The organism is Dawidia cretensis (genome assembly GCF_018598175.1).
In the GTDB taxonomy this organism is placed as follows: Bacteria; Bacteroidota; Bacteroidia; order Cytophagales; family Cyclobacteriaceae; genus Ohtaekwangia; species Ohtaekwangia cretensis.
Window position 1 is genome coordinate 71,091 of record NZ_JAHESE010000029.1, and the last position, 24,663, is coordinate 95,753.

Genomic DNA, 24,663 nt, shown 5'->3' on the forward strand with positions numbered 1-24,663 from the left:
TATGGCTTTCATCACCGCCACGGCCAGCATACGGGCGCAGACCCTGACACGCAACGGCACTATACAGTACCAGGATGCGTCGCTGGCGTTGCCGGAGTTTTTACTCCAGGCCTATGCGGCCTTAAAAAGCGACTACCCGAAGTTTTACAAAATGGACCCGCTGTCAAAGCTTGGATTCCTGGCGGCAGAAGTGTTGCTGGCGGATAAGCCACTGGCAGCGTATCCCCCCGACGCTGTGTCGCTGGTGTTGTCCAACGCGCATGCGAGCCTCGCCACCGATGCCCAGTACCAGGCGGCCAGCCGTGCGGTGCCCAGTCCGGCGTTATTTGTATACACGCTGCCCAACATCGTGGCGGGCGAGCTGTGCATCCGGCATGGCCTGAAAGGCGAGAATGCGTTCTTTGTGACGCCGGCGTTTGACGCCGCGCAGGTGGCGGGTTATGTCGACCTGGTGCTGGCACAACCGGGCGCGCAGGCATGTGTGGCCGGTTGGGTAGAGGTCATGGGCGAGCACCACGATGTTTTCTTATATTTGGCGGAACATTCGCGCCGGGGCCTTGCCCGGGCGCATACAGCGGAGCAATTAAACACCCTTTATACAGGACTATGGAACAATTGATGGCCGATCTGAAGAGACAGATCATTGAAGCGTTGAACCTGAAGCATCTGACGCCGGCAGAGATTGGCGACGATCAGCCGCTGTTCGGCGAGGGCCTGGGGTTGGACTCTATTGACGCGCTCGAGCTGATCGTGTTGCTGCAGCAGCAATACAAAGTGAAGATTGACAATCCGCAGGACGGTCCCAAGATCTTTCGCTCGGTGCGTACCATCGCCGAATTTATTACGGCCAACAAACCGGCGTAGCCCATGGTACAGGGCCAGCAGGTGTACGTGGCGGGCGTAGGGGTGATCTCGGCAATCGGGCACACCACCGGCGAGACGCTGCGCGCACTGCAACAAGGCACTTCCGGCATCGGCCCCCTGACGTTATTCTCTTCCCTTTACCAGGACGTATTGCCCGTCGGCGAAGTGTCGCTTTCGAATGAAGCGCTCGCAGAGCGCCTCAATCTTCGCTCTCACGCTCACACTCACACTGTTTCCCCCCCGCGTACGGCCTTGTTGGGCATGGCTGCGGCACGGCAAGCGGTAGACCACGCGGGAATCGATCTGGCTGCCTGGCGGTGTGGATTGATCTCGGCCACGACCGTCGGCGGCATGGACCGCACGGAGCGCTTTTTTCCTGCCTTTTTAGAAAATGCCAACGCCGGTCATTTGCGCGACGTGGTGCACCACGCCTGTGGCGACATCACGGAGCTGATGGCGGAGGATCTGCAGATCGGCAACTTTATCTCCACCATCAATACCGCGTGCTCGTCCTCCGTCAACGCCATCATGTATGGCGCGCGGCTGCTGGCGCAGGGCATGCTGGATGTCGTGGTGGCCGGCGGCGCGGATGCGCTGACTAAATTTACCCTGAACGGTTTTAACAGTCTCAAGATCTTAGACACGGCACCCTGTCGCCCCTTCGATGCAAGTCGCAACGGTCTCAACCTGGGTGAGGGCGCGGGCTACGTCGTACTCGTCGGCGAGCGTGTACGCCGGCAGTTGCAGCGGCCCGTGCTGGCCACAGTGGCGGGCTTTGGCAACACCAACGATGCGTATCATCAAACTGCCTCTTCGCCCGAGGGACGCGGCTCGTATGCGGCCATGACCGAAGCCCTTACTATGGCCGGGCTGTCGGTGGAAGCGATTGACTATATCAACCTGCATGGTACCGGTACGGTCAACAACGATCTTTCGGAAAGTACCGCCATTCAGCGTTTATTCGGCGACCATGTGCCTGCCGTAAGCTCGACCAAGGCTTTTACCGGGCACACGTTGGGCGCGAGTGGCGGCATCGAAGCCGTGTTCTCGGTATTGGCGCTGACCGAACAATGTATATTTCCCAACCTGCGCTTTGAGCAGACCATGCCCGAAACGGGTATAACACCGCAGCGCACGTTTGCCCCTGCAGCGGTGCGTCACGTCATGAGCAACTCGTTTGGCTTTGGCGGCAACTGTTCTTCCATCATCTTTTCCACTTCACCCGACCGCGTATGACGACAACCGGAAACAACACCCCGCGCGTCTACATCCGCGGCATGGGCTCGATCGCTCCCTGGCGCTCCGCAGACGATCTGGCGACGGCACCGGCCGGCGCGCGTCTTGTTTGCCAGGAGCCAGTATACGAGGAGTGGATCGACCCGCGGCAGTTGCGCCGCATGAGCCGCATTATTCGTCTCGGCGTTACGGCGGGCATGATGGCCTTGCGCGAAGCGCAGGTGCCTATGCCGGGCGGTATTGTCATGGGTACCGGCTATGGCTGCATGGAAGATACCGGCAGCTTTATGACCAAGATGGTGACGCTTCGCGAAGAGGCGCTGAACCCCACGCCGTTCATTCAATCGACCCATAACACCATTGGCTCGCAGCTCGCCTTGTTGCTCGGCTGCCAGGCCTATAATCAAACCTTTACACAAGGTGCATTCTCGTTCGAGCATGCGCTGCTCGATGCGGTGCTGCACGTAAAGGAAGACCCTTCCCGCACGCTGCTGGCCGGTGGCGTCGATGAGGTCACCGACGTCAGTCACGCTCTTTGGAAACGTTTTGGCGTATTCCGTGAAGACGGCGTGCGCAGCCTGAGGATGTTCAAAGAAGGAGGTGGTGTGCTGCACGGCGAAGGAGCTGCGTGTTTTCTGTTGGCCGGCGTACCGTCGGCAACGGACGTGGCCACTGTAGAGGGTATAGAAACATTCTATAAACCGTCGCAGGTGGTATTGCAGCGTCGCGTAGAACAATTTCTCGCGTCTGCCGGTATCACGGCGACGGATGTAGATGTCGTGCTGGCCGGTGCCGGTGGCGCGTCGCAAGATGATGCTTTGCTGGCAGAGCTTTGCCGTACATCGTTTGGCGGCAGCTCGCGCGGTTTTTATAAACACCTGTGTGGTGAGTACCCGGTAGCCACAGCGTTCGCGTGTTGGCTGGGAGCCGACATACTTCGCGCAGGCCGTGTGCCGGAAGGTGTGTTACAGGTAGATGCCGGGCGCACCCCGCGGTACGTGCTGGTGTTTAACCAGTATTTTGGTACGCATTATAGCCTTGTATTACTCCGGTCATGCCGCGCTACCGCATAGTTGATCTGCTCGCTGTTTTGATCCTGCTGGGGCTGGCGCTGTTGGCTATACAACAGCCGGTATCGATTTGGTGGTATGTGTTGGTCGTGGTGGTATATTTATCGGTCAGCTCCCTGGGCGCCACGGTGCTGTCGCTGCAATACTTTGTGCCGGTTCGTTCGCGCGGTGTCCGCACCGATGCTATTGCGCTGACGTTTGACGATGGCCCCATTCCGGATAAGACTGAGAAGATCCTGGCGTTGTTAGCAGCGCGAGGCATACCCGCTGCGTTCTTTTGCATTGGCCACCGCGCGGCGGCTAGCCCCCAGTTGGTGAATGCTATCCACGCCGGCGGGCATTTGCTGGGCAATCACAGTTACTGGCATAGCAAGACCTTTGACCTACAAACTGCAGGTGCCGTCGCTACCGAGCTGCAGCAGACAGACGCAGCCCTGGCGACCATTCTCGGGCGCAAACCCCGGTTCTTCCGGCCGCCGTACGGTGTAACGAACCCGATGGTGGCCCGGGCCGTGCGGCGCGGCAACTATACTGTGATAGGATGGAGCGTGCGGTCGTTTGATACGGTTATAAAGGACCGCGACAAGTTGTTCCAGCGCATCACGCGCTCGTTGAAAGGCGGCGACATTGTGTTGTTTCATGATTACAGCGACAGCATGCTGGACGTGCTGCCGGCGTTCCTGGACCACGTGGCCAAACTTGGTTTGAAAGTTGTACGGGTAGATGAATTACTGCAAGAAAAAGCCTATGAATAACAATCGAAAGTTTGGCGTACTGGTCTGGATATGTTTTGTCCTGATCGCCGGTACTGCGCAAGCGCAACAATATGCCGGTTATAAGCCCGTGACAGACCTGCCCGCGTTTAAGCAGCGGTTTGCTACTGAGTCGCAGAAGGTGCAGACTATTACGGCCGACTTCACGCAGGAAAAAGTTCTGACCGCACTGACGGAGAAGATCACCTCGTATGGCAAGTTCTGGTTTAAACGCAGCAACCGCGTGCGCATCGACTATACCAAGCCGTTTACGTACCGCATGGTGATGAACGGCGACAAGATGCTGGTACGCGACGAGCAAAAGGAGAACCGCATCAACGTGCGCTCCAATAAGCTCTTCCAGCAAGTGAACCGCATTATGATCGACTGTGTGCAGGGTACCATCCTTGATAGCAAAGATTTTACCTCGCGTGTTTTTGAGAGCGACAAACAATACCTGCTGGAAATGACGCCGGCCGGCAAGTCACTCAAAGAGTTTTTTAAGACCATTGTGCTGGTGGTAGACAAGAAGGACTATTCGGTCAGGTCCATTGAAATGAACGAGCCTGCGGGTGATGTGACCACGATTACGTTCACCAACAAAATGCTTAACGCTGCTGTGGCCGATGAGGTATTTGCGTTATAGTCTGCTGCTGTTACTGGGGGGCTGTGCCTCGGCCTACGAGGGACTGACGTCCGTCACCGTCGATCCGGCATGCGCGACGCGCCTGGCACCGCAGGGGTTGGGTACTGCATGGTATACTACGGCGGTGGATGTTTATGGCAAACACATCAGCGGGCTGCTCCTGGTCAAGCAAATGTCCGACTCTTCTACACGTATTGTTTTTACCAACGAAGCCGGTGTTACCTTCTTCGACTTTTCCTTTGCCGCCGACGGTAGTTTCACCGCCCGGCAGGTGATCCAGAAGCTTAACAAAAAGCCCGTGATCGAAACACTGCGCAAAGACTTTGCGCTAGTGCTGGGACTGCCGTTCCGGAACGGGGCGTGGCAAGCCTGGAAGGAGGGAGACGCGGTTTATTATGGCGTAGCCCAAAAAAAGGAAACCGCGTATTTTATAACCGCGCCGGATTGTGCTTCTTTGCGGAGGCTGGAAATCGGCTCGCGGCGTAAACGCAAGGTGACGATTGAACGGATAGGTAACAATGCCATGCTGCCTGATTCCATCCTCGTTCATCACCACACGTTTCCCATGACGATCGGCCTCCGGAAACTAGAACGCCCCTGAATGCTGCAGCATAATTTTTACCGCATTGTAACAAAGGACCTGACGCCGACTTCGGCGCGCGCGGTGATTACGCTCGACGCGAGCCACCGTATTTTTGACGGGCACTTTCCGGGGCAGCCTGTCGTGCCGGGTGTATGCATGATGCAGATCGTGCGCGAGTTTGTGGAGCAAGGCGTCGGCGCGCCGCTGCAGATCACGACGGCCGATAACATGAAATTTCTCTCGATCCTGAATCCCACCGAGCATGGTGAAGTGGTGGTGACGGTATCCTATACCCTGACCGACGGTCTTTATATTGTTGACGGTAGCTTGTCGGCGGGCGCAGTCATCTTCTTTAAATTCAAAGGCACTTTATCCCCGGCCGCATGACGATGGACGCCGCATTCGAGCAGCACAACGTATGCGTGCTGATTCCCACCTATAACAACGCCATACCGCTGGCGCGCGTGTTGCACGACGTACTGCAGTATACGCGGCATGTGGTGGTGGTGAATGACGGCGCCACGGACGGCACGCGCGAGATGCTGGCCGAACGGTACCCACAGATAGCCCTGGTGGATTATGTACAGAACCGCGGCAAGGGTTATGCGCTACGCCAGGGCTTTGCGAAGGCCGTGGCACTGGGGTATGACTATGCCATTACCATCGACTCCGACGGGCAGCACTATGCCGACGACCTGCCGGTATTTCTGGAAAAACTGAAGACGTCGCCCAATGCCATTATCATCGGCGCGCGCAACATGGATCAGGCCAGCGTGCCGGGCAAAAGCAGCTTTGGCAACAAGTTCTCCAACTTCTGGTATAAGTTTGAAACGGGCCTGACGATGCGTGATACGCAAAGCGGATACCGGCTATACCCCGTAAAGGCGTTGCGTGACTTTACCTTCTTTACCCGTAAATACGAGTTCGAGATTGAAGTATTGGTACGGGCCGCCTGGGCGGGATTGGAAGTGACGGAGGTACCGGTAAAAGTGTTCTACCCGGAGAAGGAAAAACGGATCACGCATTTTCGACCCTTCCGCGATTTCTCGCGCATCAGTGTGCTCAATACGGTGCTGGTCACCATCACCCTGCTGTATATCAAACCCCGCGACCTCTTCCGGGGACTTAAAAAAAAAACTTCAGGCAAGTCCTCCGGGAAGTCCACACCCAGCTCTTTGACCCCCGGGAATCGGCCGGCGTAAAAGCCGCGTCGGTGGCAGTGGGGATTTTTATGGGCATTGTGCCGCTATGGGGCTTTCAGCTGATCCTGGCCATCGCGTTGGCGTTTGCCTTGCGGCTGAATAAAGCACTGGTGATCCTGACGGCCAACATCAGCATACCGCCCATGATCCCGCTGATCCTGTTTCTCAGTCACCTTACGGGGCGCATCTGGATGGGCGACCGCGCGCAGTACATTCGCTTTAGCCGCGACATCGATTTCGCGCAACTGCACAATAGCTTCCTGCAATATGTGTTGGGTGCGACCACGCTCGCCGTCGCGGCAGCCCTTGTTTCGGGATTATTAACGTTTGTACTGGTTAAGGTACTTCGCATGCGACGGTCTGAGAAATAGGGTATATTTGCGGGTTCAGATGGAGCAGCTTTTCTTATCGCTTTACCGGTTTTTCAAACTTCGCCGTACCGCGTTCTGGTTGGTCTTCGCAGGCACCATTGCCCTGCTCGGTGCAGGCGCCCTGCGCCTGGAGCTGGAGGAGGACATCACGCAGTTCCTGCCCAATGACCCACGCGTGGAAAAGATAAACTACATCTTCCAACATTCGAAATTCGTCGAACGCATCGTGGTGATGGTCTCGGTGCGCGACAGTGCCACCCAGGCCCAGCCCGACAGCCTCGTGGTCTTTGCCGACACGCTGGCCGGCCGCATTGAAACGAAGCTCACCCCGTTTGTAAAACACGTGTCAGCACGCGTAGACGACAGCCGCATCCTGGACCTGTTTCATGCCATACCCCAGGGGTTGCCCGTCTTCCTGGAAGAGGCCGACTACCGCCACCTCGACTCGATCTCGCAACCTGACGTCGCGCGCCGGGTGTTACAAAATAACTACCGCCAGCTGATCTCGCCGTCGGGTATCGTGACGAAGCAAGTCATTCAGCAGGACCCGCTGGGTTTTTCATTCCTGGTGCTGAAGAAATTGCAGCGGCTGCAGTACGACGAGAACTACGAGCTGTACGATAACTTTATCATGACGCGCGACCACCGGCACATCCTGTTCTTTCTACAGCCGGTATACCCGCCGTCGGAGACCCGGCACAATGCCGAGTTCCTGGCACAATTGCAAGAAATGATGGACGAGACCGCGCAGGAGCATCCGGGTCTGATGGCATCGTGCTTTGGCGCCCCCGTGGTGGCTGTCGGCAATGCACGACAGCTGCGGGCCGACACCATGCTCACGGTGGGACTGATGCTGGGGCTGCTCATCATTGTCCTCCTGGGTTTCTTTCGCAAGAAGCGCGTGCCGTTCCTGATGATGATACCGGTCGCCTTTGGCGCGCTCTTTTCACTTTCCTGTATTGCGTTACTACACGGCACGCTGTCGGTATTGGCGTTGGCCGTGGGCGCCGTCATTCTGGGTATTGCCGTAAACTATTCGCTGCACTACATGGTCGCGCTCAAGCATACGCATAATGCCGAGGAAGTAATTCGCGAGCTCGCCCATCCGCTCACGATCGGCAGTACCACCACGGTGCTGGCGTTCTTCTGCTTGCAGTTCACCAACGCCGTCGTACTGCGCGACGTTGGCTTGTTTGCAGGCTTTAGCCTGATCGGCGCTGCGTTGTGCTCCCTGATTTTCCTGCCACACCTGCTGCGCGAAGATGTGCTGGCATCGTCGCGGCCGAATGCCGTGCAGCGGATCGTCGCCTTTGACTTTGAGTCCAACCGCTATGTCGTCTACGCCATCCTGCTGCTCACGCCGGTGTTCTTTTACTTTGCGGGTCAGGTAAAGTTCAACAGTGACATGAGCGGGCTGAACTTTATGCGCCCCGAAACACGGGAGGCGCAGCAGCGGCTGGAGTCGTTGAACAAGGCATCCCTCAGCTCGCTCTATGTCGTGGCCGAGGGCGACAATCTCGAAGCCGCCCTGCGACGTAACGAACAAGCGCTGCCGCCGCTGGAAGCCTTGCGGCGTACGGGCCAGGTTGGCAAGGTCGCGTCGGTATCGTTGCTGATGGTGTCCGACTCGTTGCAGCGTATCCGGATCCAGCGCTGGCATTCATTCTGGAATGCCGGGCGCATCGCAAGGGTACAAGAGGCGGTACATGCCGAGGCGGCGGCGCTGCGATTCTCGCCCGTGGTGGTGCAACGGTTTGACTCGCTGCTGACACGCGCGTATACACCGCTCACAGCCGAAGCCTGGCAGCCATTCCGTGCCGCGTTCTTCGACGACTACATCATTGAAAAAGACGGTAAAGCCACCATCATCACGCTGGCGCAGGTGGCGCCTGAGAAGAAACCTGAAGTATACCAGGCACTGGCCGGCACACCAGCGCATGCCGTGGATCGCCAGATGTTGACGAACCTGTTTGTAGAGTATATACATGCCGACTTTAATTTTATCATCACGTTTACGTCGGTGCTGGTGTTTGTAACACTGCTGATCCTGTATGGCCGCATCGAGCTTACGCTGATCACCTTTGTGCCGATGCTCGTTACCTGGATCTGGATCCTGGGCATCATGGCCCTGGCAGGCATCGAGTTTAACATCATCAACGTGATGGTGTCGACTTTCATCTTCGGGCTGGGCGACGACTATAGTATCTTTATCATGGACGGCTTGCAACAGGAGTATCGCACGGGGCGCAAGCTGATGCCCGTCGTGCGCACGTCTATTTTCCTGTCGGCCGTGACGACTATCTGCGGCCTGGGTGTATTGATTTTTGCCAAACACCCTGCTTTGCGTTCCATCGCGGCGATCTCCATCATCGGCATTGTTTGTGTGTTTGTCATGGCGCAGACGCTGGAGCCTTTCCTTTTCCGTACATTGATTACCCGGCGCACGCAGCGCGGGCGTACGCCGATGACCTTCCTGGGCATGGCCAAGACGCTCTTTACCTATGGCTTCTTTGTCTTTGGCGCAGTGTTCCTGACGGTGACGGGGGGATTGCTCAAGCTGGTGCCTTTCGGGCGTAAACAGATTCGTGTGCTGTACCATGCCATGCTGGGGTTCTTTACCGGCTCGCTGGTATACCTGGCGCCGCGCTTCCACCGCAAGGTGATTGGCCGTACGCCGGCTACATTCTCGCGCGCGAGCATGATCGTTTGCAATCACAGCTCGATCCTCGATATACTCCTGACGACCATGCTGCACCCCAAGCTGGTGCTGCTGACCAACAAGTGGGTGTGGAACTCGCCTGTCTTTGGTGCGGTGGTACGCCTGGCAGATTATTACCCCGTCATGGACGGCGCGGGCGATAGCGTGGCGCGTTTACAGGATCGCATTAGCGAAGGATATTCGGTCGTGGTGTTTCCCGAGGGTACACGCTCGGCAGACGGTACTCTCGGTCGTTTTCACAAGGGTGCGTTTTACATGGCCGAGGCGTTGCGTCTGCCGGTACAGCCCTTGCTGATGCACGGCGTGGGCGTGGCCATTCCCAAGGGCGAGCATTATCTCAACGACTGCCATGTGGCATTGGAATTCCTGCCACCGATCGAAATTGACGACCCGCGCTTCGGCACGGGATATGCCGAGCGGACCAAGAAGATCAGCCGCTATTTCAAGGAAGAATATAAACGCCTTGCAGCGGCGGAAGAGACACCCGACTATTACCGCTACAAGCTCATTCTGAACTACCTGTACAAAGGGCCGGTGCTGGAATGGTATATGCGCATTAAGCTGCGCCTGGAAAAGAACTACGCGCCCTTTGAAGCGCTGGTGCCGCGCCAGGCTACGGTGCTGGACCTGGGCTGTGGTTATGGATTTTTGTGTTACATGTTGCAGTTCATGTCGCCCGGGCGAACGATTACCGGTGTGGACTACGACGAGGAGAAGATCGCGGTGGCCCAGCATGGATTCCTGCGCACGGACCGGCTGCAGTTTTACCGCGCCGATGTGACGCAATACGATCTGGCGACCTACGATGTCATTATCATCAGCGACGTGTTGCACTACCTGAGCGCCGAAGCGCAGGAGATCTTACTGGTGCGGTGTTTTGCGGCGTTACAGCCCGGCGGAAGGTTGATCGTGCGCGACGGCAACGCCGACCTGGCCGAGCGCCATCGCGGCACCAGGCTCACGGAGTTCTTTTCCGTGCGGTTGCTGAAATTCAACAAAGCCGAGCAAGCGCTTAACTTTGTATCCGGCAAGGCGCTGACGGCCCTCGCCGAACGGTACGGACTGCGCGTGGTGGTACAGGACGAGACGCGGTTTACCTCGAATGTTATTTTTGTTTTCGAAAAGCCCGGCGTGGTCGTGGCAACAGTATAGAGCAACTTTTGACCCTCAAAGATAGATGTACGACGTAGTGATCATCGGAAGCGGACTGGGCGGACTTGCCTGTGGCGCCATCCTGGCCAAGGAAGGCTACAAGGTGTGTATCCTCGAAAAGAACAAACAGATCGGCGGCACGCTCCAGACCTTTGTGCGCGAGCGGGTGATCTTCGATTCGGGCGTGCATTACGTCGGTGGCCTCGACAAGGGCCAGAACCTATACCAGCTTTTTCAATACCTGGGCATTCTTGACAAGCTCAAGATGCGAAAGATGGACACGGAATTCGACAATGTGGTGTTTGGCGACGACCCCAAGGTATATAAATACGCGCAAGGGTATGAGAACTTTATCCAGACGCTGGCAAAAGACTTTCCCGAAGAAGAGGAGGCGCTGCGGAAATACTGTGATGCCATTAAGGACATTTGCAGCAAGTTTCCGATGTATAACCTGCGCAACGGCGATTATTTCGAGAAGGTAAGCGTGCTGGAAATTGATACGCAGACCTTTTTACAGAGTATCACAAAAAACATACGGTTGCAAAACGTGCTGGCGGGTACCAGTCTGCTCTATGCCGGCGAGCCCGATAAAACGCCGCTGTATGTGCACGCGCTTGTGTTGAATAGCTACATCGAAAGCTCCTGGCGGTTTGTAGACGGTGGCTCGCAAATCGGCAAACACCTGGCGCACGAGATCATTTCCCGTGGTGGCGTGATTAAAAAACGTCAACAGGTGATCAGGCTAAAAGAGGAAGGAGGAAGCTTGCGGTATGCCGAAACCAGCGAGGGTGAGAAGTATTACGGCAATCTGTTCATCTCCAACGTGCACCCGGTCAAAACCATCGAGATGACCGAAAGCGATATGATCAAGAAGGCGTATAAGACGCGTCTCAAAGGCCTGGAGAACTCCATTTCGGTATTTTATTTGAACGTGGTGCTCAAGAAAAATACGTTTCCGTACATGAACCACAACTACTATTACTTCCATGAGAAGGACACGTGGGCGGTACAGGATTACAATGAAGACAACTGGCCGCGCGGCTATGCCATGTTCGTGGCCGCCTCTTCCAGAAGCGAAGAGTGGGCCGAGGGTCTGAGCCTGATGACCTATATGCGCTTTGACGAAGTAAAGCAGTGGGAGCATACCTTCAACACGGTTGCAAACGAAGTAAGCCGGGGCGAAGACTACGAAGCCTTTAAGCGTGAGAAAGCCGAGAAGCTGTTTGAATGCGTCGAGCGCAAATTCCCAGGCTTCCGCGACTGCGTGCAGTCCTACTACGTCGCCACGCCGTTGTCGGTGCGCGACTACATCGGCACGGACGATGGTTCGCTGTACGGCATTGTAAAGGATTACCGTGAGCCGATGCGTACCTTCATCTCGCCGCGAACGAAAATTCCCAACCTGCTGTTGACGGGCCAGAACCTGAACCTGCACGGCGTGCTGGGCGTAACGGTGAGCGCGGTGGTGACTTGCGCCGAGGTGCTCGGAATGGATTACATGATAGAAAAGATCAAACATGCTTAAACGCATCCTCAAGTTTCTGGCGTGGACGTTTGGCATCCTGCTGCTGTTGCTGGCCGGATTGCTGCTATATGTACGGCAGGTGGCGCGTACAGAGCCACCGGTAGTCGTGCCCACACCGCTCGCCACAGCCCCCATCCAGCAACCCGACCCGGGGTTGTATACCCTGGGCAAGAACTGGTTCCGCCGAAGCGAGAGTGGACTATACGAGCTCTATGTAGAAGGAACGCCGTATGAGCGTGGCGTTGCCAACGGCCGGCTCACACAAGCCCTGGTGCAATACCAGGAGGACGTCTTTACCGGGCAGATCAACAAGTTTGTGCCCAACGGTTTTTACCTCGGTATGTTAAAATACATGGTGGGCTGGTTTAACCGCGACCTCGAGCGCTTTGTGCCCGAAGAATATCAACAAGAGATCTATGGTGTATCGCAGGCAGCGTCTTCCGCGCACGACACTATAGCGCCGGCGTACCAACGTATTCTGAACTACCACGGTGCCCACGACATCGGCCACGCGTTGCAGAATATGTCGCTGGTAGGATGTACGGCGTTTGCCACCTGGGGGCGCCAGTCGGCCGATAGTACGTTGATCGTCGGCCGCAACTTTGACTTTTATGTAGGCGATGAATTTGCCCGCGACAAGATCGTGGCGTTCTATGCCCCCGAGAAAGGGCATAAGTTTATGATGCTGACCTTTGGTGGTATGACGGGCGTTGTATCGGGCATGAACGATGCCGGCCTGACGGTAACGATCAACGCGGCAAAGTCCGACGTACCCGGCGGCGCCGCCACACCGGTATCACTGGTGGCGCGCGAGATCTTGCAGTATGCGTCTACGATAGCCGAGGCGTATTCGCTGGCGGCGCGCCGCAAGATGTTCGTGTCAGAGTCGTTCCTGATCGGTTCGGCACAAGACAATCGTGCGGCACTTATTGAAAAGACGCCCGATGCCATGGACCTGTACGAGCCCGACCGCGAGTATATCATCAGCACCAACCATTTTCTCGGCGAGAAGCTCGGCCGTACCGAGCTGAATGAAGAACACATGCGCACCAGCGCGTCGCCCTACCGCTTCGCGCGTGTAGAGGAGCTGTTAGTACAAAAGGCGTCCGGGCCGAATACGGTACAACGTACCGCGGACATTCTGCGGGACCAACGTGGACTGGATAATAAATCCATTGGAATGGGCAATGAAAAACTTGTCAACCAGCTGGTGGCGCACCACGCCGTCATCTTCGAACCCGCGCAGCAGCGTGTGTGGATTTCCACGGCGCCGTGGCAGCTTGGCAAGTTTGTGTGCTATGATCTGAAGAAGGTCTTTGCACAGCACCCCACGCGCAACGAAGAGCTTTACGAGGAAGCCCTGACAATACCCGCAGATTCCTTTCTGCTGACGCAGGACTACCGCGACTATGTCAAGTTTCATCGCTATCGCTTTCCTTTTGCGCCCCGCACGGACTTAGATCCGGACAGCGTGGTGCGCTGGAATCCACTATCGTATCATGCCTACATGCTGGCCGGCGATCAATGTCTCGAGCGTGAGCAATACGAGCAGGCGGCGCACTTTTATGAAAAGGGGCTAACACTGGAAACTGCTACAGTACAGGAGCGCGAGCACATGGAAAAGAACCTGCAACGGTGTAAAGAAAAGATGCTATGATCCTCGGCACCGGCATAGACATCATTGAAGTAGCGCGGGTAGAAGAGAAGGTCGCGCGTAATAACGGCTTTACCGAAAAGGTGTTCTCGCCGGCCGAGCGTGCCTTCTGCGAAGCGCAACATCACAAATACCAGCACTATGCTGCGCGCTTTGCGGCCAAGGAGGCATTCCTGAAAGCCACCGGTCGCGGACTGCAGGCAGGGTTGGATTTGTGCGACATCGAGATTGTACAAGAGCCGTCGGGCAAGCCCGTCGTACAGCTGCAGGGGGACTTCCGGCGGCAGGCGGCGGAGCACGGCTGGAATAAGATACATGTATCCCTTTCGCACGTCGGGGCAATGGCGTGTGCCATGGTTATACTCGAACAATGAGCCAGATCCCTGAAATCGAATTTCGTTCCGCGCAGGAAATTCGCGCTGTACAAGAAACGCGGCTGCAACAGCTGATGGTCTACGTAGCGCAGCATTCGCCGTTCTACCAGCGGCTGTTCGCCACGCACGGTATAGATGCGGGCGGCATCCGGCATTTGGAAGATCTGGCACAGCTGCCGCGCACGTCGAAAGACGACCTGCAACATTACAATTGGGATTTTCTCTGCGTGCCTCGCAGTGCCATTGCAGAATATACCAGCACCTCCGGCACCCTGGGCAAGCCCGTTACGCTGGCACTGACGGCGGCGGACCGCACACGCCTGGCCTACAACGAGTATATATCGTTTTGCTGTGCCGACGGCACGCCCGCGGATACCTATCAACTGATGCTGACACTCGACCGCCAGTTCATGGCGGGCATAGCCTACTACGAAGGCATTCGCCAGCTTGGCGCCGCCGTCGTACGCGTGGGCCCGGGACTGCCCGCCATGCAATGGGAAACGATCGAGCGTATACGCCCCACGGTATTAGTAGGCGTGCCATCGTTCGTGGTCAAGCTACTGGAATATGCACAAGCTCACGGCATCGACCCGGCGAAAACATCTGTCAGAAAGGTCATCTGCATCGGCGAAAGCCTGCGTACGGCCTCTTTCGCGCTGGGTGTAATCGGACAAAAGATTCGGGACGTATGGGATGTGGCGCTATACAGCACCTATGCGTCGACGGAAATGCAAACGGCCTTTACCGAGTGCCGTGCCGGGCAAGGCGGGCACCATCATCCGGAATTGCTCCTGGTTGAAATTCTCGACGACGCCGGGCAACCTGTGCCCGAAGGCATCCCGGGAGAAGTAACGATCACCACGCTGGGCGTGGAAGGAATGCCGCTGGTACGTTATCGCACGGGCGATCTGGCAGCAGCCCATACAGCGCCTTGTTCGTGTGGACGTACAACGTTGCGCCTGGGACCGATTGTAGGCCGCAGACAACAAATGATTAAACTGAAGGGAACGACGATCTATCCCCCGGGGATCTTTGAACTACTGAATCAGGTTCCGGCGGTACAAGACTACGTGGTGGAAGTTGTAACGGGTGCGCTTGGCACCGATGAGCTGCGGCTGCATGTGCTGGTGAAAGAGGCGCAGCAGGAGGAGACGAGGCAACGACTGCCGGCGATGTTCCAGGCAACGTTACGGGTAGTGCCCGAGATCAGGTTTGTGAGCGCGGTGGAATTGGAACAACTGCAGTTTGGTAAACTGGATCGTAAAGTGCGCCGCTTCCTGGATCACCGAAACGGATCGGACTAAAAAAGGAAAAGGTGACACCCCGTCCGGGCATCACCTTAACTCTATCTAACCTACCTGAGTTGGTACTTTATTAACTGACGGCTTTTTCTAACTCGTCAATTTTATTTTGTGCTTCTGTTTTGCCAAGTGACAAGGAGAGTTTGTACAACTCCAGTGCTTCACGCTGAGTTTCTTTTTTCTTGCGAGGAGCGAACTTGGTACGTTGTGCTGCAGTCTCAAGCGCAGTAGCTTGTGCGTAGTACATGTCGGCCTGAGTCTTGTTCGCCTGGGTGTTGATCTCTACGACCTTCGTTTCGAGGTTCGTAACATCTTGCTCACGCATTTTGATGGTTTCATCACGCGTTGCCAGGGTCGAGTCACGTCTGCTGACGGTCATCGCCAGGTCTTGGTTTTCACCACGCATTCTTTCTACCTCTTGCTCAAGAGCAGCAATTTGTTGTGTGCTCTTTTCCAGATCGACTCTCAGACGCTTGATGGTCGCAGAGGATGCTTTGTTGGTCTTTACAGATTTTTCCAACTCGGCAATCTTGTTTTGTGTCTCCTGAATGTGTTGATTGATGCTTTGAAGGCGACCTTTATAGTCTTTGTACGATGTGCCTTCAATTACATCCGTACGGAGCAACTGCCGATTGGCATCGATGGAGTCAATCAATACACCCACTTCTTCCAGTGTTTGAGCGGTTTGCTGGCTCATTTGAAGCTCAGTACGGAGTGAATCTACTTCTGAGCGTAAAGCCTGCTTCTCTTTTGTATCACAGCTCCACAGCATGCCGATGATGGGCAGCGCGAAAATTAATCTTTTGATCATAGCCATAATTGTTTAAGTTCTGACCGGGTATATACAAACTCGTGCTGACCTTTGGCGGGGAAGCAGCAAAGTGCGGTTTAGGCGCTAAAATGGGCGTTATAATGATGCTAATAGCTGTAAACGGTTGGAAGTGTTAATTGCCAACTTTCTGATTCTTGGGGAAAAACTCCTCACGTTGGGGTAGGATGTGAAAAAAGAAGGTCAGGCTAATGGCCTGACCTTGTGTGTTGTTATCGAAGAATTGCGGGTTACAACATGTATGTGGCTACCTGGTCTCCTTTGCGATTAGCTCGCCTAACTCTTTGCCGCTTTTCGCATAAGCTTCCTGCAACCTTGCGCCGGGATCAAAGTCTGCTCCCCAGACATCCCGGCCAGGGGCTTTCAGCGCCGAGATACGGGCAATCACCTTATCCTTATGGGCTGTTTCCACAATTGTAACTTCTCCGTCAATAAAAGCAGGCACACGCATTACGCCGACATTCCATCCAGGTTCGGTGCGTGTGGTGTGGAAGATTAAGGTATACGCTGCTTTCTCATCAACGCTGGAGGTGAGCTTCGCATGTTCGGTAAACAGCTCGCGGAACTTTGGCGCATAACGCTCCGAGCGGTTATCCACCCATTTCTGCGTAAAGGTGTCGCCACGGCCGGCTTCTTTCTCATTCAGCTCGCCTTTGCGTTTGGTGAGATACTCCTGCTCGGGCAACCCATCTTTGCCGATAGTCATGTTGTCATAGGTAAATTCGGTCATGATGGATTTTTGACCTTTCAGGGGCGCCAGGCTTCCTTCCAGCACTTTGATTTTCTGGGCATAGCCGGTTACCGACACAGCCAATAGCACGGCAGTGAATGTTTTTTTAATCATGGTCTTTTGATGAATTAAGGGTTCGAGTGAAAAAAACGAGGGAAGGGGATATCTAGTTACCACATGTTTGTGTGTGTTTTGCGCGAGTGTCGTATTTTTAACGCGCATCGCGTAACCGACCTGATAGACTTATGCACACCCATTTCCTCGGTTTACTGCTGCTGGCCAGCATAAGCCTTCCTGCTGCCGGTCAGCAAAAGCCTACCGCCCTTCCGCTCACGACCGCACCGGCCGCGTCGTGGCAAGCGTCGGTGGCCATTCACCCAAAGAACCCACAGAATATCGTCGTGGCGACCTCGCCAGGCTCTGTCTATTATACTATGGACGGTGGGAACAGCTGGAAACAAACCGGCAATGTACCGGCGGTGGGTGAGCAAGGCGACACGCAGTTGCTATCCGACGGTCATGGCACCTTTTATTACTTTCAAACCAACGGCCCCGGTATTACCAGCTGCTTCACGTCCCGCGATGGTCAGATTTGGGAGCCGGCTACATCTGTACCCATGGGTGCAAACAAACGAAATGAGCGGGTAGGTGTAACAGCAGATGCTAAAGGGTCACTATACCTGACGTATACACAATTTGATGCGTACCCCAGCGAAGATGACGCTTGTCGCTCCAGTATCTGGATGACGAAATCTTCCAACGGAAAAAAATGGAGTACGCCAAAGGAGATATCACAGACTCCGGGCCGATGCAACGACGTGCGACGTGCCGCGAGCGGCTCGTTGGCAGCCATCGCAGCCGACGGCAAGTCCTATGTGGCGTGGCTTACCGGGCAAACCATTTTTATGGACCGCTCTTTTGATGGGTCGATGTGGCTCTCCAATGATATTACGATCACCCGCCTGAAAGCCGAGCCGTTCTATAGCGAGCCAACGCTGCTAGTAGACCGCGCCAAAGGCCCTCGCATGGGCAGTCTATACATGTCATGGGCAGACACGCGCAGCGGCAAGGACGATGCGGACATATGGTTTATACGTTCCACCAACTATGGTGACAACTGGACCTCGCCGCAGCGCATCAACGATGACGCTGCCGGCCAGCAATACCAACCCGCCATGGCGGTAGATCCCACGACAGGTGTCATCTATGTGCTTTATTTTGATCGGCGTGAATCGGAAGGAGAGGGGCTTGCGACAGCGGTATACCTGGCCTGGTCGGACGACGGGGGCAATAACTTCCATAATAAGAAGATCAGTACGGAATCCTTTCTGGGAGAGACCGCCTTGCCGGAACGTGGTTACACCGGCCTGGCTGTACAAAAAGGCATTATTGCCGCCGTATGGGTACAAGACCTGGACGGCAAGCCGGCGGTGTTCACGGCCACCACTACCCAGGATGCCCTGGGCGTTAAGCAAATCGCAACGAAATAATTAACAGTTCCCGCCGTCGACGTCGCAGGCTTCGCCGCCACTGGTGACGTCGGCCGCGTGTGACTGGACAACCTCGCGGAAGGCTTCGACGAAGGTGTCAGCGGCCTGGGCGCCAGACACGCCGTAGCGGTTATTGATAATATAGAAGGGTACGCCCGTAATGCCCAGCTTATACATTTCCTGTTCGGCCAGCGACACCTGCAGCGGCGCGCTTTCATCGGCCAGTGCCTCTTCTGCCAGGGCCTTCGGCAGGCCGGCCTGCACGGCTACGGAAACCAGGTTCTCGTCCTTGGACAGGTCTATACCCTCGACAAAATAGGCTTTAAAAAAGCCTTCGGTCACTTCCAGTTGCTTGCCGGCGGTTCTGGCCTGCTGGATGAGAACATGCGCCTTGCGTGTATTGGGCGAAACCTGTTGTTTATCAAAAGCGAAGGCCAGGCCTTCCGTGGCCGCCGTTTGGGTGGTCTGGCCGGTAATCTGCTCGTAGCGTTCGTCACTGCCAAACTTGGCGGCGAGGTAGGCTCGCTGGTTGGCACCGGTTTCGGGCATCTGCGGATTGAGCTCAAACGGATGATACTCGAGCTCGAAATCGTATTCGGAGGCAAGCTTGCCAATGGCTTTTTCTAATCTGCGTTTGCCGATGTAACACCAGGGACATACCACATCCGACACGATATCAACTTTTATTTTTGGCTTATTCATCGTTTTCTCCGTTTTGCTTGGTTAACAGCCAGGTATGCAGAATGGTTCAGGGCATAAGTTCTGATCGCTAATGCCTTTATGCACAATGACTTTTCAAACCTTTATATTACTTTTGTGTTTCCCAGTTAAGAAAATCATCATAAAAATGACCGTAGACGAAAAACTCAAATTTAAGGTTAAAGACCTTTCCCTGGCAGCGTGGGGACGTAAAGAAATTAAGTTGGCGGAAGCCGAAATGCCCGGCTTGATGGCCATCCGCGAGGAGTTCGGCAAGCAGAAGCCCCTGAGCGGCGCCCGCATAGCAGGTTGCCTTCACATGACAATTCAGACGGCCGTGCTCATCGAAACACTGATCGAGCTTGGCGCTGAGGTTTCATGGTCATCTTGTAATATTTTTTCGACGCAAGACCATGCTGCATCGGCCATTGCTGCGGCGGGTATTCCTGTATATGCCTGGAAAGGCATGAACGAGCAGGAATTCGACTGGTGTATCGAGCAAACGCTCTACGCCTTCAAAGATGGTAAACCCCTGAACATGATCCTGGACGACGGCGGTGACCTGACCAACATGGTGCTGGACCGTTTCCCGGAACTGGTAGCTGGTATCAGAGGTATTTCCGAAGAGACTACTACCGGTGTACACCGCCTCATCGAGCGTATGCACAACGGCAAACTGCCGCTGCCGGCAATCAACATCAACGACTCGGTAACGAAGTCGAAGTTTGACAACAAATACGGCTGTAAAGAATCGTTGGTAGACGCTATCCGCCGTGCGACAGACGTGATGATGGCTGGTAAGGTAGCCGTTGTAGCGGGCTACGGCGATGTAGGAAAAGGCTCTGCTGCCTCCCTGCGCGGTGCCGGTGCACGCGTGATTGTAACCGAAATCGACCCTATCTGCGCACTGCAAGCCGCTATGGACGGTTATGCCGTGAAAAGAATGGACGACGCCGTAAAAGAAGCCGACATCATCGTCACCGCTACCGGTAACTTCGGTATCGTGCTGGGCCGTCACTTCGAGTCGATGAAAGACAAGGCGATCGTCTGTAACATCGGTCACTTCGACAACGAGATCGACGTAGCCTGGTTGAACAAGAACGCGTCGAAAGACGAAGTGAAGCCGCAAGTAGACCTGTACACGTTGAAGAACGGCCGTCAGGTAATCTTGTTAGCCGAAGGCCGCCTGGTAAACCTGGGTTGTGCGACCGGTCACCCTTCGTTCGTAATGTCGAACTCGTTCACGAACCAAACGCTGGCCCAGCTCGAGCTGTGGACCAACACGAAGAACTACGAGAACAAAGTATACATGCTGCCGAAGCACCTGGATGAGAAAGTAGCCAACCTGCACTTGAAGAAGATCGGTGTAGAGCTGGAGACGCTTTCTGCCGACCAGGCCAAGTATATCGGTGTAGAAGTAAAAGGTCCGTTCAAGCCCGATTACTACCGCTATTAATCTGGCGGAACACGTGGCCTGACGGCCGCCGGCTCACCTTCAAAGCGCCTTCCTGCCTCGTTGGGAAGGCGCTTTCTTTTCCGGCGATCGTATTTGTATCTTTAACGGATATGAAATGGATTGTTTACACCCTTCTCTTTGTTTGCATTCTGCAGACAGGCTTTACATCACGCCACCAGGAAAACGTCGAGTTTGTTTGCATGAAAACACACAAGGCGTCAAACACCTGCCACTTTAATTTTAAAATAGACGGCGCCAGGTTCCGCTACGTAGACATTGGCTGCAAGTACAGCAAGAAGACAGAGGAGATCATTGAAAAAGCAAAGGCCGGTACGATCGCGCTTTCCAAAGACTGGAAGATTGAGTGTCCTGAGCCGAAGCCCGAGACCGGCAATTAATCACACCCATCGCTATCCCTGGTGCAGACGCCGGTGCTGAAAGAGGGGCTTGAGAATAGCCCGATCTAACAGGATCCAGCCCAGCACCATGTTGATGGCAATGATCGGATACAACAACCATTTTTCTTTCACGGCAAACGACCAGTGTGGCAGGTTCCATTGATCGGCATAGGGCACACCCACCTGTTGCACCGTCACGCCGGCAAACATGTCTGACGACAGCCATGTAATTATAATACCTGTAACGGCCAGCACACCTGTTAGCAATGCGGCACTTCGCCACACACGGCGCACCGGCAGGAGCGAAGCCTGAGGCATCGGTTCCAGCGCTGCCATAACGCGTTGGGTGAATGGCGGCAAGGGGCGCATAACACCTTCTGCCAGCAACACCTGGTGTATGGTATCAAGATCTTCCACGCGCTGCTTCACGCCGGCATCCTGCGCTTGCAGGTCTTCCAGCCAGGCTTTTTCAGCCTCGTCCAGCGTTCCGTCGAGGTAGCGGCTCAGGGCGTCATTCAGGGCAGATGTGTCTTTCTTTTTCATGGTCTAAAGCGTTAACGCTTCCTGTTGTAAGAGAGTTCTGAGCTCTTCCGCCAGGCGGAGCCTGGCCCGGTGTATCCGCACCTTTAGGGTGTTGGCGGGAAGATCGGTAATCGCCGCGATTTCTTCCAGCGAAAACTCCTGCAGATAAAATAATGTCAGTGCGGTGCGGTCGGCTTCGTTGAGCCGCTCCATGGCCAGCGTGACGTATTTGTGTTTGTCCATCTTTTCCAACGTGCCCTCTGCCGCCGCGGGCACGGCAGGATGACCGTTCATGGTATAATACGTGGGCCGGTTCTTGCGCCGGTATCCCAGGGCGGTATTAAACACGATGCGATACAACCACGTCGAAAACTTCGACTGCCGGTTAAACGAAGCCAGGTGCCGATACGCCTTCACAAACGAATCCTGCGCCGCCTCTTCCGCCTCCGCCGAGCTCTGCAGCACCTTCCAGGCAATGGTATAGGCATACGCCTGATACTTGTCCACGAGCACAGCATACACCTGCTGGTCGCCCGCCAGGATACGGTCAAGCAAAACGTGGTCCGGATCAGTGATCATATTTGGCGTCTTGGACGCGGTGTTTGCAACAGAGGTTACAGGCAAAAGGAAGTTACGACAAAAATAAACGACGCACCTGGCGGGTCGAGATAACGACTGGCGGGCAACGTTGTTATTTCAAAAAAATAACATATTCCAGTAACCTGCATCAACACGCCGGTGTCATAGGGCCAAACTTAAAAAGACAAAAGATATGGTAGAAGGCATTCTGGCACTTTCGATGGTGATTATCGCCGTCATTGGCGGCATCATCATCGTTCTATACCTCCGAAAGAACCTCAACATCGAGCGCATGGCGCTTATTGAGCGGGGCAAAGACTTGAAGGAATTGTGGGCCCCTGACCGTGCATCTTCCACGGCGCTCCATATTGCCCTGGTCATGATCGGTGGTGGCATCGGACTACTCGTGGGTGATTTTTTAGATCACGTAGCCAACATGGAAGAAGTCGGCTACTTCGCGGCACTCTTTATCTTTGGTGGCATTGGATTAGTAGTGGCCTATGTGATCGACGAGAAAAAGCGGGAGCGAAGAGAAGCTAAGAAGCGTAGCGAGCTGTGAGAAGTGTAGGAGAGTGGGCTGTTAACTCCCACACTGTAGACTTATTCAACAGAAAATCGTTTGCAGAATCTTCCTGGCTTTGATGTAAGATTTTGATAATCAGATTTTTGGGGAAACTTTGATCGTCGTGGCACAACATTGTATATAGTGTAAACAGAATCGAAATTATTGTTTCACTAATAAACTTAAGGTCATGAAAAAAGTAATGTTCGCCCTCGGCGGTTTAGTATTTAGTGTAGTAGCAGCCAACGCTCAAGCAGCACAACCTAGCAATGCTGCAGTATCAACACCAACAGAACAAACTGCGCCGCAAGACGATAAAGTAAAGATCAAGGCTGAAGAGCTTCCCCAGACAGTGAAGACTGCCCTGGAAGGTGAAGAATACCGCGGCTGGCTGATCAACTCTGCATACCATCACAAAACAGCTGATACTTTTGAAGTAGAGCTGAAAAATGGTGCCGAAACCAAGACGATTAAATTCGACAAAGAAGGCAAGAAAATAAGCTAATTATCAACAAGCCAACAACCATCATTTAATTAGCAGAGAAAGCTGGAAGATATTCCGGCTTTCTTTTTTATTTTCGGCACGTATGGCGGCAATATTAGTGATTGAAGATGATCTGACCTTTTCACGGATCCTGGAGGGCTTTCTGGCGAAGCATGGCTATTCGGTAGAGACCAGTCATCGTGGCAAAGACGGCTTAAAGGCGTTTGCAGCACGCACGTTTGATATGGTGTTACTCGACTACCGCCTGCCCGACAGCAATGGCCTGGACATTCTGTATGAGATAAAAAAGGCATCACAACATACACCGGTCGTGATCATGACCGGCTTTTCAGACATTCGCACAGCGGTAAAAGCCATTAAAGACGGTGCGCACGAATACATCACCAAACCGGTTAACCCCGAGGAGCTGTTGATGATCGTCAAGCAGGCGCTCAAGAAGGAGAAGAAGCTCGCTGTTGCCAGCACGGGCAGCGTAGCCACCGACACGAATGATTTTGTCGAAGGCAAGAGCCAGGCTTCGCGCCAGCTGCACGAATATATTCGCCTGGTGGCCCCGACCGACATGTCTGTCATCATCGAAGGCGAGAGCGGCACCGGCAAAGAAAACGTAGCCCGTACCATCCACCGTAAGAGCCAGCGTGCGAAGCAACCCTTCGTAGCGGTCGACTGCGGCGCCCTCTCGAAGGAGCTGGCAGCGAGTGAGCTGTTCGGCCACGTAAAGGGTGCATTTACGAGCGCCGTCATGGACAAGACCGGACAATTTGAAGCCGCCCACGGCGGCACCCTGTTCCTCGATGAAGTGGGCAACCTCTCGTACGAAGTACAGGTAAAATTGCTGCGCGCCATCCAGGAACGTATCGTTACGCCCGTCGGTAGTAATCGTGAGATCAGAGTGGATGTACGCATCATCACCGCGACCAACGATGACCTGACCGAGAGCGTACGCAACAGTCACTTCCGCGAAGACCTATATCATCGTCTCAACGAATTTAAGATGAAGGTACCGGCCCTGCGCGAGCGCAACGCCGACCTCGACGAATTCCTCGACTTTTTCCGTGGCGCGGCCAACCAGGAGTTAGGCCGCAACGTCACCGGCTTTGACGATGAAGTCCTTCGCATCTTTCACCTTTACGACTGGCCCGGCAACCTCCGCGAGCTGAAAAACGTGGTAAAGCGCGCAGTCTTACTAACAACCGGAAACATTGTCGATGTTGCTGCATTGCCGGTAGAAATGATGTCGGCGATTAAGAATCCGTCCACCAGTCCCGGTGCACAGGCAGCGCCTGTCTATGATCTCAAGGTATTGCAAGAAGTGCAGGAGCGCGAGATGATTGTGAAGACTTTGCAAGAAGCGCGCTATAATAAATCGAAGGCGGCAAGGATTTTGAATATCGATCGCAAGACGCTCTATCTGAAGATGGAGAAGTATGGGATTGAGTAGCGG

26 protein-coding genes are annotated in these 24,663 nt (G+C 54.8%); 21 read left to right on the plus strand and 5 right to left on the minus strand.

The annotated features are described in order from the left end of the window. The first annotated feature begins 1 nt into the window (after position 1). From KK062_RS22880 to flxY, 15 genes are read left to right on the plus strand one after another with little or no spacing between them, the layout of a single operon-like run. Positions 2 to 619, plus strand: coding sequence for a beta-ketoacyl-[acyl-carrier-protein] synthase family protein (locus tag KK062_RS22880; RefSeq protein WP_254086688.1), 618 nt, complete (start codon positions 2 to 4; stop codon positions 617 to 619). After that, positions 607 to 864, plus strand: a complete 258-nt coding sequence (locus tag KK062_RS22885) for a phosphopantetheine-binding protein (RefSeq protein ID WP_254086689.1) — start codon at positions 607 to 609, stop codon at positions 862 to 864. Before KK062_RS22880 ends, KK062_RS22885 begins: the two co-directional genes overlap by 13 nt. Positions 865 to 867: 3 nt before the next feature. Next, complete coding sequence (locus KK062_RS22890; RefSeq protein ID WP_254086690.1) at positions 868 to 2,100, plus strand: beta-ketoacyl-[acyl-carrier-protein] synthase family protein; 1,233 nt, start codon at positions 868 to 870, stop codon at positions 2,098 to 2,100. Then, positions 2,097 to 3,173, plus strand: a complete 1,077-nt coding sequence (locus tag KK062_RS22895) for a beta-ketoacyl synthase N-terminal-like domain-containing protein (RefSeq protein WP_254086691.1) — start codon at positions 2,097 to 2,099, stop codon at positions 3,171 to 3,173. Before KK062_RS22890 ends, KK062_RS22895 begins: the two co-directional genes overlap by 4 nt. Beyond that, positions 3,155 to 3,925: a polysaccharide deacetylase family protein gene (locus tag KK062_RS22900; RefSeq protein ID WP_254086692.1), complete on the plus strand. Its 771-nt coding sequence runs from the start codon at positions 3,155 to 3,157 to the stop codon at positions 3,923 to 3,925. Before KK062_RS22895 ends, KK062_RS22900 begins: the two co-directional genes overlap by 19 nt. Continuing rightward, on the plus strand, positions 3,918 to 4,568 hold the full coding sequence (gene lolA2 / locus KK062_RS22905; RefSeq protein WP_254086693.1) for a flexirubin biosynthesis/transport protein LolA2: 651 nt from the start codon (positions 3,918 to 3,920) through the stop codon (positions 4,566 to 4,568). Before KK062_RS22900 ends, lolA2 begins: the two co-directional genes overlap by 8 nt. Then, the gene (gene lolB2, locus KK062_RS22910) at positions 4,549 to 5,169 is read left to right on the plus strand and encodes a flexirubin biosynthesis protein LolB2 (RefSeq protein ID WP_254086694.1); all 621 of its coding nucleotides are present in this window, start codon (positions 4,549 to 4,551) and stop codon (positions 5,167 to 5,169) included. Before lolA2 ends, lolB2 begins: the two co-directional genes overlap by 20 nt. Continuing rightward, positions 5,170 to 5,538: an ApeI family dehydratase gene (locus KK062_RS22915; RefSeq protein ID WP_254086695.1), complete on the plus strand. Its 369-nt coding sequence runs from the start codon at positions 5,170 to 5,172 to the stop codon at positions 5,536 to 5,538. Then, entirely contained in the window at positions 5,535 to 6,353 is an 819-nt protein-coding gene (locus KK062_RS22920; RefSeq protein ID WP_254086696.1) for a glycosyltransferase family 2 protein, read from the plus strand. Before KK062_RS22915 ends, KK062_RS22920 begins: the two co-directional genes overlap by 4 nt. Before the next feature lie 11 nt (positions 6,354 to 6,364). Continuing rightward, positions 6,365 to 6,724, plus strand: a complete 360-nt coding sequence (locus KK062_RS22925) for a DUF2062 domain-containing protein (protein WP_254086697.1) — start codon at positions 6,365 to 6,367, stop codon at positions 6,722 to 6,724. 19 nt (positions 6,725 to 6,743) lie between these two features. Next, positions 6,744 to 10,595: a trifunctional MMPL family transporter/lysophospholipid acyltransferase/class I SAM-dependent methyltransferase gene (locus KK062_RS22930; RefSeq protein WP_254086698.1), complete on the plus strand. Its 3,852-nt coding sequence runs from the start codon at positions 6,744 to 6,746 to the stop codon at positions 10,593 to 10,595. Positions 10,596 to 10,620: 25 nt separating this feature from the next. After that, complete coding sequence (locus KK062_RS22935; RefSeq protein WP_254086699.1) at positions 10,621 to 12,120, plus strand: phytoene desaturase family protein; 1,500 nt, start codon at positions 10,621 to 10,623, stop codon at positions 12,118 to 12,120. Then, positions 12,113 to 13,777: a C45 family autoproteolytic acyltransferase/hydrolase gene (locus KK062_RS22940; RefSeq protein ID WP_254086700.1), complete on the plus strand. Its 1,665-nt coding sequence runs from the start codon at positions 12,113 to 12,115 to the stop codon at positions 13,775 to 13,777. The genes KK062_RS22935 and KK062_RS22940 overlap by 8 nt, the downstream gene beginning before the upstream one ends. Next, positions 13,774 to 14,148, plus strand: a complete 375-nt coding sequence (locus KK062_RS22945; protein WP_254086701.1) for a holo-ACP synthase — start codon at positions 13,774 to 13,776, stop codon at positions 14,146 to 14,148. Before KK062_RS22940 ends, KK062_RS22945 begins: the two co-directional genes overlap by 4 nt. Beyond that, entirely contained in the window at positions 14,145 to 15,452 is a 1,308-nt protein-coding gene (gene flxY / locus KK062_RS22950) for a flexirubin biosynthesis putative acyl-CoA ligase FlxY (protein WP_254086702.1), read from the plus strand. The genes KK062_RS22945 and flxY overlap by 4 nt, the downstream gene beginning before the upstream one ends. Before the next feature lie 70 nt (positions 15,453 to 15,522). Here flxY and KK062_RS22955 read toward each other — a convergent pair whose 3' ends face one another. Then, complete coding sequence (locus KK062_RS22955; protein ID WP_254086703.1) at positions 15,523 to 16,260, minus strand: coiled-coil domain-containing protein; 738 nt, start codon at positions 16,258 to 16,260, stop codon at positions 15,523 to 15,525. A 265-nt stretch (positions 16,261 to 16,525) separates the two neighbouring features. Then, complete coding sequence (locus KK062_RS22960) at positions 16,526 to 17,122, minus strand: hypothetical protein (protein WP_254086704.1); 597 nt, start codon at positions 17,120 to 17,122, stop codon at positions 16,526 to 16,528. A 131-nt stretch (positions 17,123 to 17,253) separates the two neighbouring features. On the opposite strand from KK062_RS22960, the gene KK062_RS22965 reads away from it, so the two are divergent. Next, entirely contained in the window at positions 17,254 to 18,498 is a 1,245-nt protein-coding gene (locus KK062_RS22965; RefSeq protein ID WP_254086705.1) for a sialidase family protein, read from the plus strand. Here KK062_RS22965 and KK062_RS22970 read toward each other — a convergent pair whose 3' ends face one another. Beyond that, a complete protein-coding gene (locus KK062_RS22970; RefSeq protein WP_254086706.1) occupies positions 18,499 to 19,200 on the minus strand; it encodes a DsbA family oxidoreductase in 702 nt (233 codons plus the stop codon). 145 nt (positions 19,201 to 19,345) lie between these two features. Here KK062_RS22970 and ahcY point away from each other — a divergent pair, with 145 nt between their 5' ends. Together ahcY and KK062_RS22980 are read left to right on the plus strand one after the other, a co-directional pair. Then, entirely contained in the window at positions 19,346 to 20,653 is a 1,308-nt protein-coding gene (gene ahcY / locus KK062_RS22975) for an adenosylhomocysteinase (protein ID WP_262899299.1), read from the plus strand. 110 nt (positions 20,654 to 20,763) lie between these two features. After that, positions 20,764 to 21,051 (plus strand): hypothetical protein, encoded by a 288-nt coding sequence (locus KK062_RS22980; RefSeq protein ID WP_254086707.1) that lies wholly within the window; start codon positions 20,764 to 20,766, stop codon positions 21,049 to 21,051. 12 nt (positions 21,052 to 21,063) lie between these two features. Here the strand turns inward: KK062_RS22980 and KK062_RS22985 are convergent, their stop codons facing one another. Further along, complete coding sequence (locus KK062_RS22985; protein WP_254086708.1) at positions 21,064 to 21,594, minus strand: anti-sigma factor family protein; 531 nt, start codon at positions 21,592 to 21,594, stop codon at positions 21,064 to 21,066. Between the two features lie 3 nt (positions 21,595 to 21,597). Continuing rightward, entirely contained in the window at positions 21,598 to 22,152 is a 555-nt protein-coding gene (locus tag KK062_RS22990) for a sigma-70 family RNA polymerase sigma factor (RefSeq protein ID WP_254086709.1), read from the minus strand. 193 nt (positions 22,153 to 22,345) lie between these two features. Here KK062_RS22990 and KK062_RS22995 point away from each other — a divergent pair, with 193 nt between their 5' ends. The 3 genes from KK062_RS22995 to KK062_RS23005 all read left to right on the plus strand — a co-directional run bounded on the left by KK062_RS22995 (position 22,346) and on the right by KK062_RS23005 (position 24,660). Beyond that, a complete protein-coding gene (locus tag KK062_RS22995) occupies positions 22,346 to 22,711 on the plus strand; it encodes a DUF6249 domain-containing protein (RefSeq protein WP_254086710.1) in 366 nt (121 codons plus the stop codon). Positions 22,712 to 22,904: 193 nt separating this feature from the next. Further along, positions 22,905 to 23,219: a hypothetical protein gene (locus tag KK062_RS23000; protein ID WP_254086711.1), complete on the plus strand. Its 315-nt coding sequence runs from the start codon at positions 22,905 to 22,907 to the stop codon at positions 23,217 to 23,219. A gap of 82 nt (positions 23,220 to 23,301) precedes the next feature. Continuing rightward, positions 23,302 to 24,660 carry a sigma-54-dependent transcriptional regulator gene (locus KK062_RS23005; protein ID WP_254086712.1) on the plus strand — a complete coding sequence of 453 codons (1,359 nt, stop codon included), beginning with the start codon at positions 23,302 to 23,304 and terminating at the stop codon, positions 24,658 to 24,660. The last annotated feature ends 3 nt before the right edge of the window (positions 24,661 to 24,663 follow it).

What these genes read in the sequence shown, in the direction of transcription:
- KK062_RS22880 (WP_254086688.1), top strand. Translation starts at nt 2, where the DNA reads ATGGCTTTCATCACCGCCACGGCCAGCATACGGGCGCAGACCCTGACA.
- KK062_RS22885 (WP_254086689.1), top strand. Translation starts at nt 607, where the DNA reads ATGGAACAATTGATGGCCGATCTGAAGAGACAGATCATTGAAGCGTTG.
- KK062_RS22890 (WP_254086690.1), top strand. Translation starts at nt 868, where the DNA reads ATGGTACAGGGCCAGCAGGTGTACGTGGCGGGCGTAGGGGTGATCTCG.
- KK062_RS22895 (WP_254086691.1), top strand. Translation starts at nt 2,097, where the DNA reads ATGACGACAACCGGAAACAACACCCCGCGCGTCTACATCCGCGGCATG.
- KK062_RS22900 (WP_254086692.1), top strand. Translation starts at nt 3,155, where the DNA reads ATGCCGCGCTACCGCATAGTTGATCTGCTCGCTGTTTTGATCCTGCTG.
- lolA2 (WP_254086693.1), top strand. Translation starts at nt 3,918, where the DNA reads ATGAATAACAATCGAAAGTTTGGCGTACTGGTCTGGATATGTTTTGTC.
- lolB2 (WP_254086694.1), top strand. Translation starts at nt 4,549, where the DNA reads ATGAGGTATTTGCGTTATAGTCTGCTGCTGTTACTGGGGGGCTGTGCC.
- KK062_RS22915 (WP_254086695.1), top strand. Translation starts at nt 5,170, where the DNA reads ATGCTGCAGCATAATTTTTACCGCATTGTAACAAAGGACCTGACGCCG.
- KK062_RS22920 (WP_254086696.1), top strand. Translation starts at nt 5,535, where the DNA reads ATGACGATGGACGCCGCATTCGAGCAGCACAACGTATGCGTGCTGATT.
- KK062_RS22930 (WP_254086698.1), top strand. Translation starts at nt 6,744, where the DNA reads ATGGAGCAGCTTTTCTTATCGCTTTACCGGTTTTTCAAACTTCGCCGT.
- KK062_RS22935 (WP_254086699.1), top strand. Translation starts at nt 10,621, where the DNA reads ATGTACGACGTAGTGATCATCGGAAGCGGACTGGGCGGACTTGCCTGT.
- KK062_RS22940 (WP_254086700.1), top strand. Translation starts at nt 12,113, where the DNA reads ATGCTTAAACGCATCCTCAAGTTTCTGGCGTGGACGTTTGGCATCCTG.
- KK062_RS22945 (WP_254086701.1), top strand. Translation starts at nt 13,774, where the DNA reads ATGATCCTCGGCACCGGCATAGACATCATTGAAGTAGCGCGGGTAGAA.
- flxY (WP_254086702.1), top strand. Translation starts at nt 14,145, where the DNA reads ATGAGCCAGATCCCTGAAATCGAATTTCGTTCCGCGCAGGAAATTCGC.
- KK062_RS22955 (WP_254086703.1), bottom strand. Translation starts at nt 16,260, where the DNA reads ATGATCAAAAGATTAATTTTCGCGCTGCCCATCATCGGCATGCTGTGG.
- KK062_RS22960 (WP_254086704.1), bottom strand. Translation starts at nt 17,122, where the DNA reads ATGATTAAAAAAACATTCACTGCCGTGCTATTGGCTGTGTCGGTAACC.
- KK062_RS22965 (WP_254086705.1), top strand. Translation starts at nt 17,254, where the DNA reads ATGCACACCCATTTCCTCGGTTTACTGCTGCTGGCCAGCATAAGCCTT.
- KK062_RS22970 (WP_254086706.1), bottom strand. Translation starts at nt 19,200, where the DNA reads ATGAATAAGCCAAAAATAAAAGTTGATATCGTGTCGGATGTGGTATGT.
- ahcY (WP_262899299.1), top strand. Translation starts at nt 19,346, where the DNA reads ATGACCGTAGACGAAAAACTCAAATTTAAGGTTAAAGACCTTTCCCTG.
- KK062_RS22980 (WP_254086707.1), top strand. Translation starts at nt 20,764, where the DNA reads ATGAAATGGATTGTTTACACCCTTCTCTTTGTTTGCATTCTGCAGACA.
- KK062_RS22985 (WP_254086708.1), bottom strand. Translation starts at nt 21,594, where the DNA reads ATGAAAAAGAAAGACACATCTGCCCTGAATGACGCCCTGAGCCGCTAC.
- KK062_RS22990 (WP_254086709.1), bottom strand. Translation starts at nt 22,152, where the DNA reads ATGATCACTGATCCGGACCACGTTTTGCTTGACCGTATCCTGGCGGGC.
- KK062_RS22995 (WP_254086710.1), top strand. Translation starts at nt 22,346, where the DNA reads ATGGTAGAAGGCATTCTGGCACTTTCGATGGTGATTATCGCCGTCATT.
- KK062_RS23000 (WP_254086711.1), top strand. Translation starts at nt 22,905, where the DNA reads ATGAAAAAAGTAATGTTCGCCCTCGGCGGTTTAGTATTTAGTGTAGTA.
- KK062_RS23005 (WP_254086712.1), top strand. Translation starts at nt 23,302, where the DNA reads ATGGCGGCAATATTAGTGATTGAAGATGATCTGACCTTTTCACGGATC.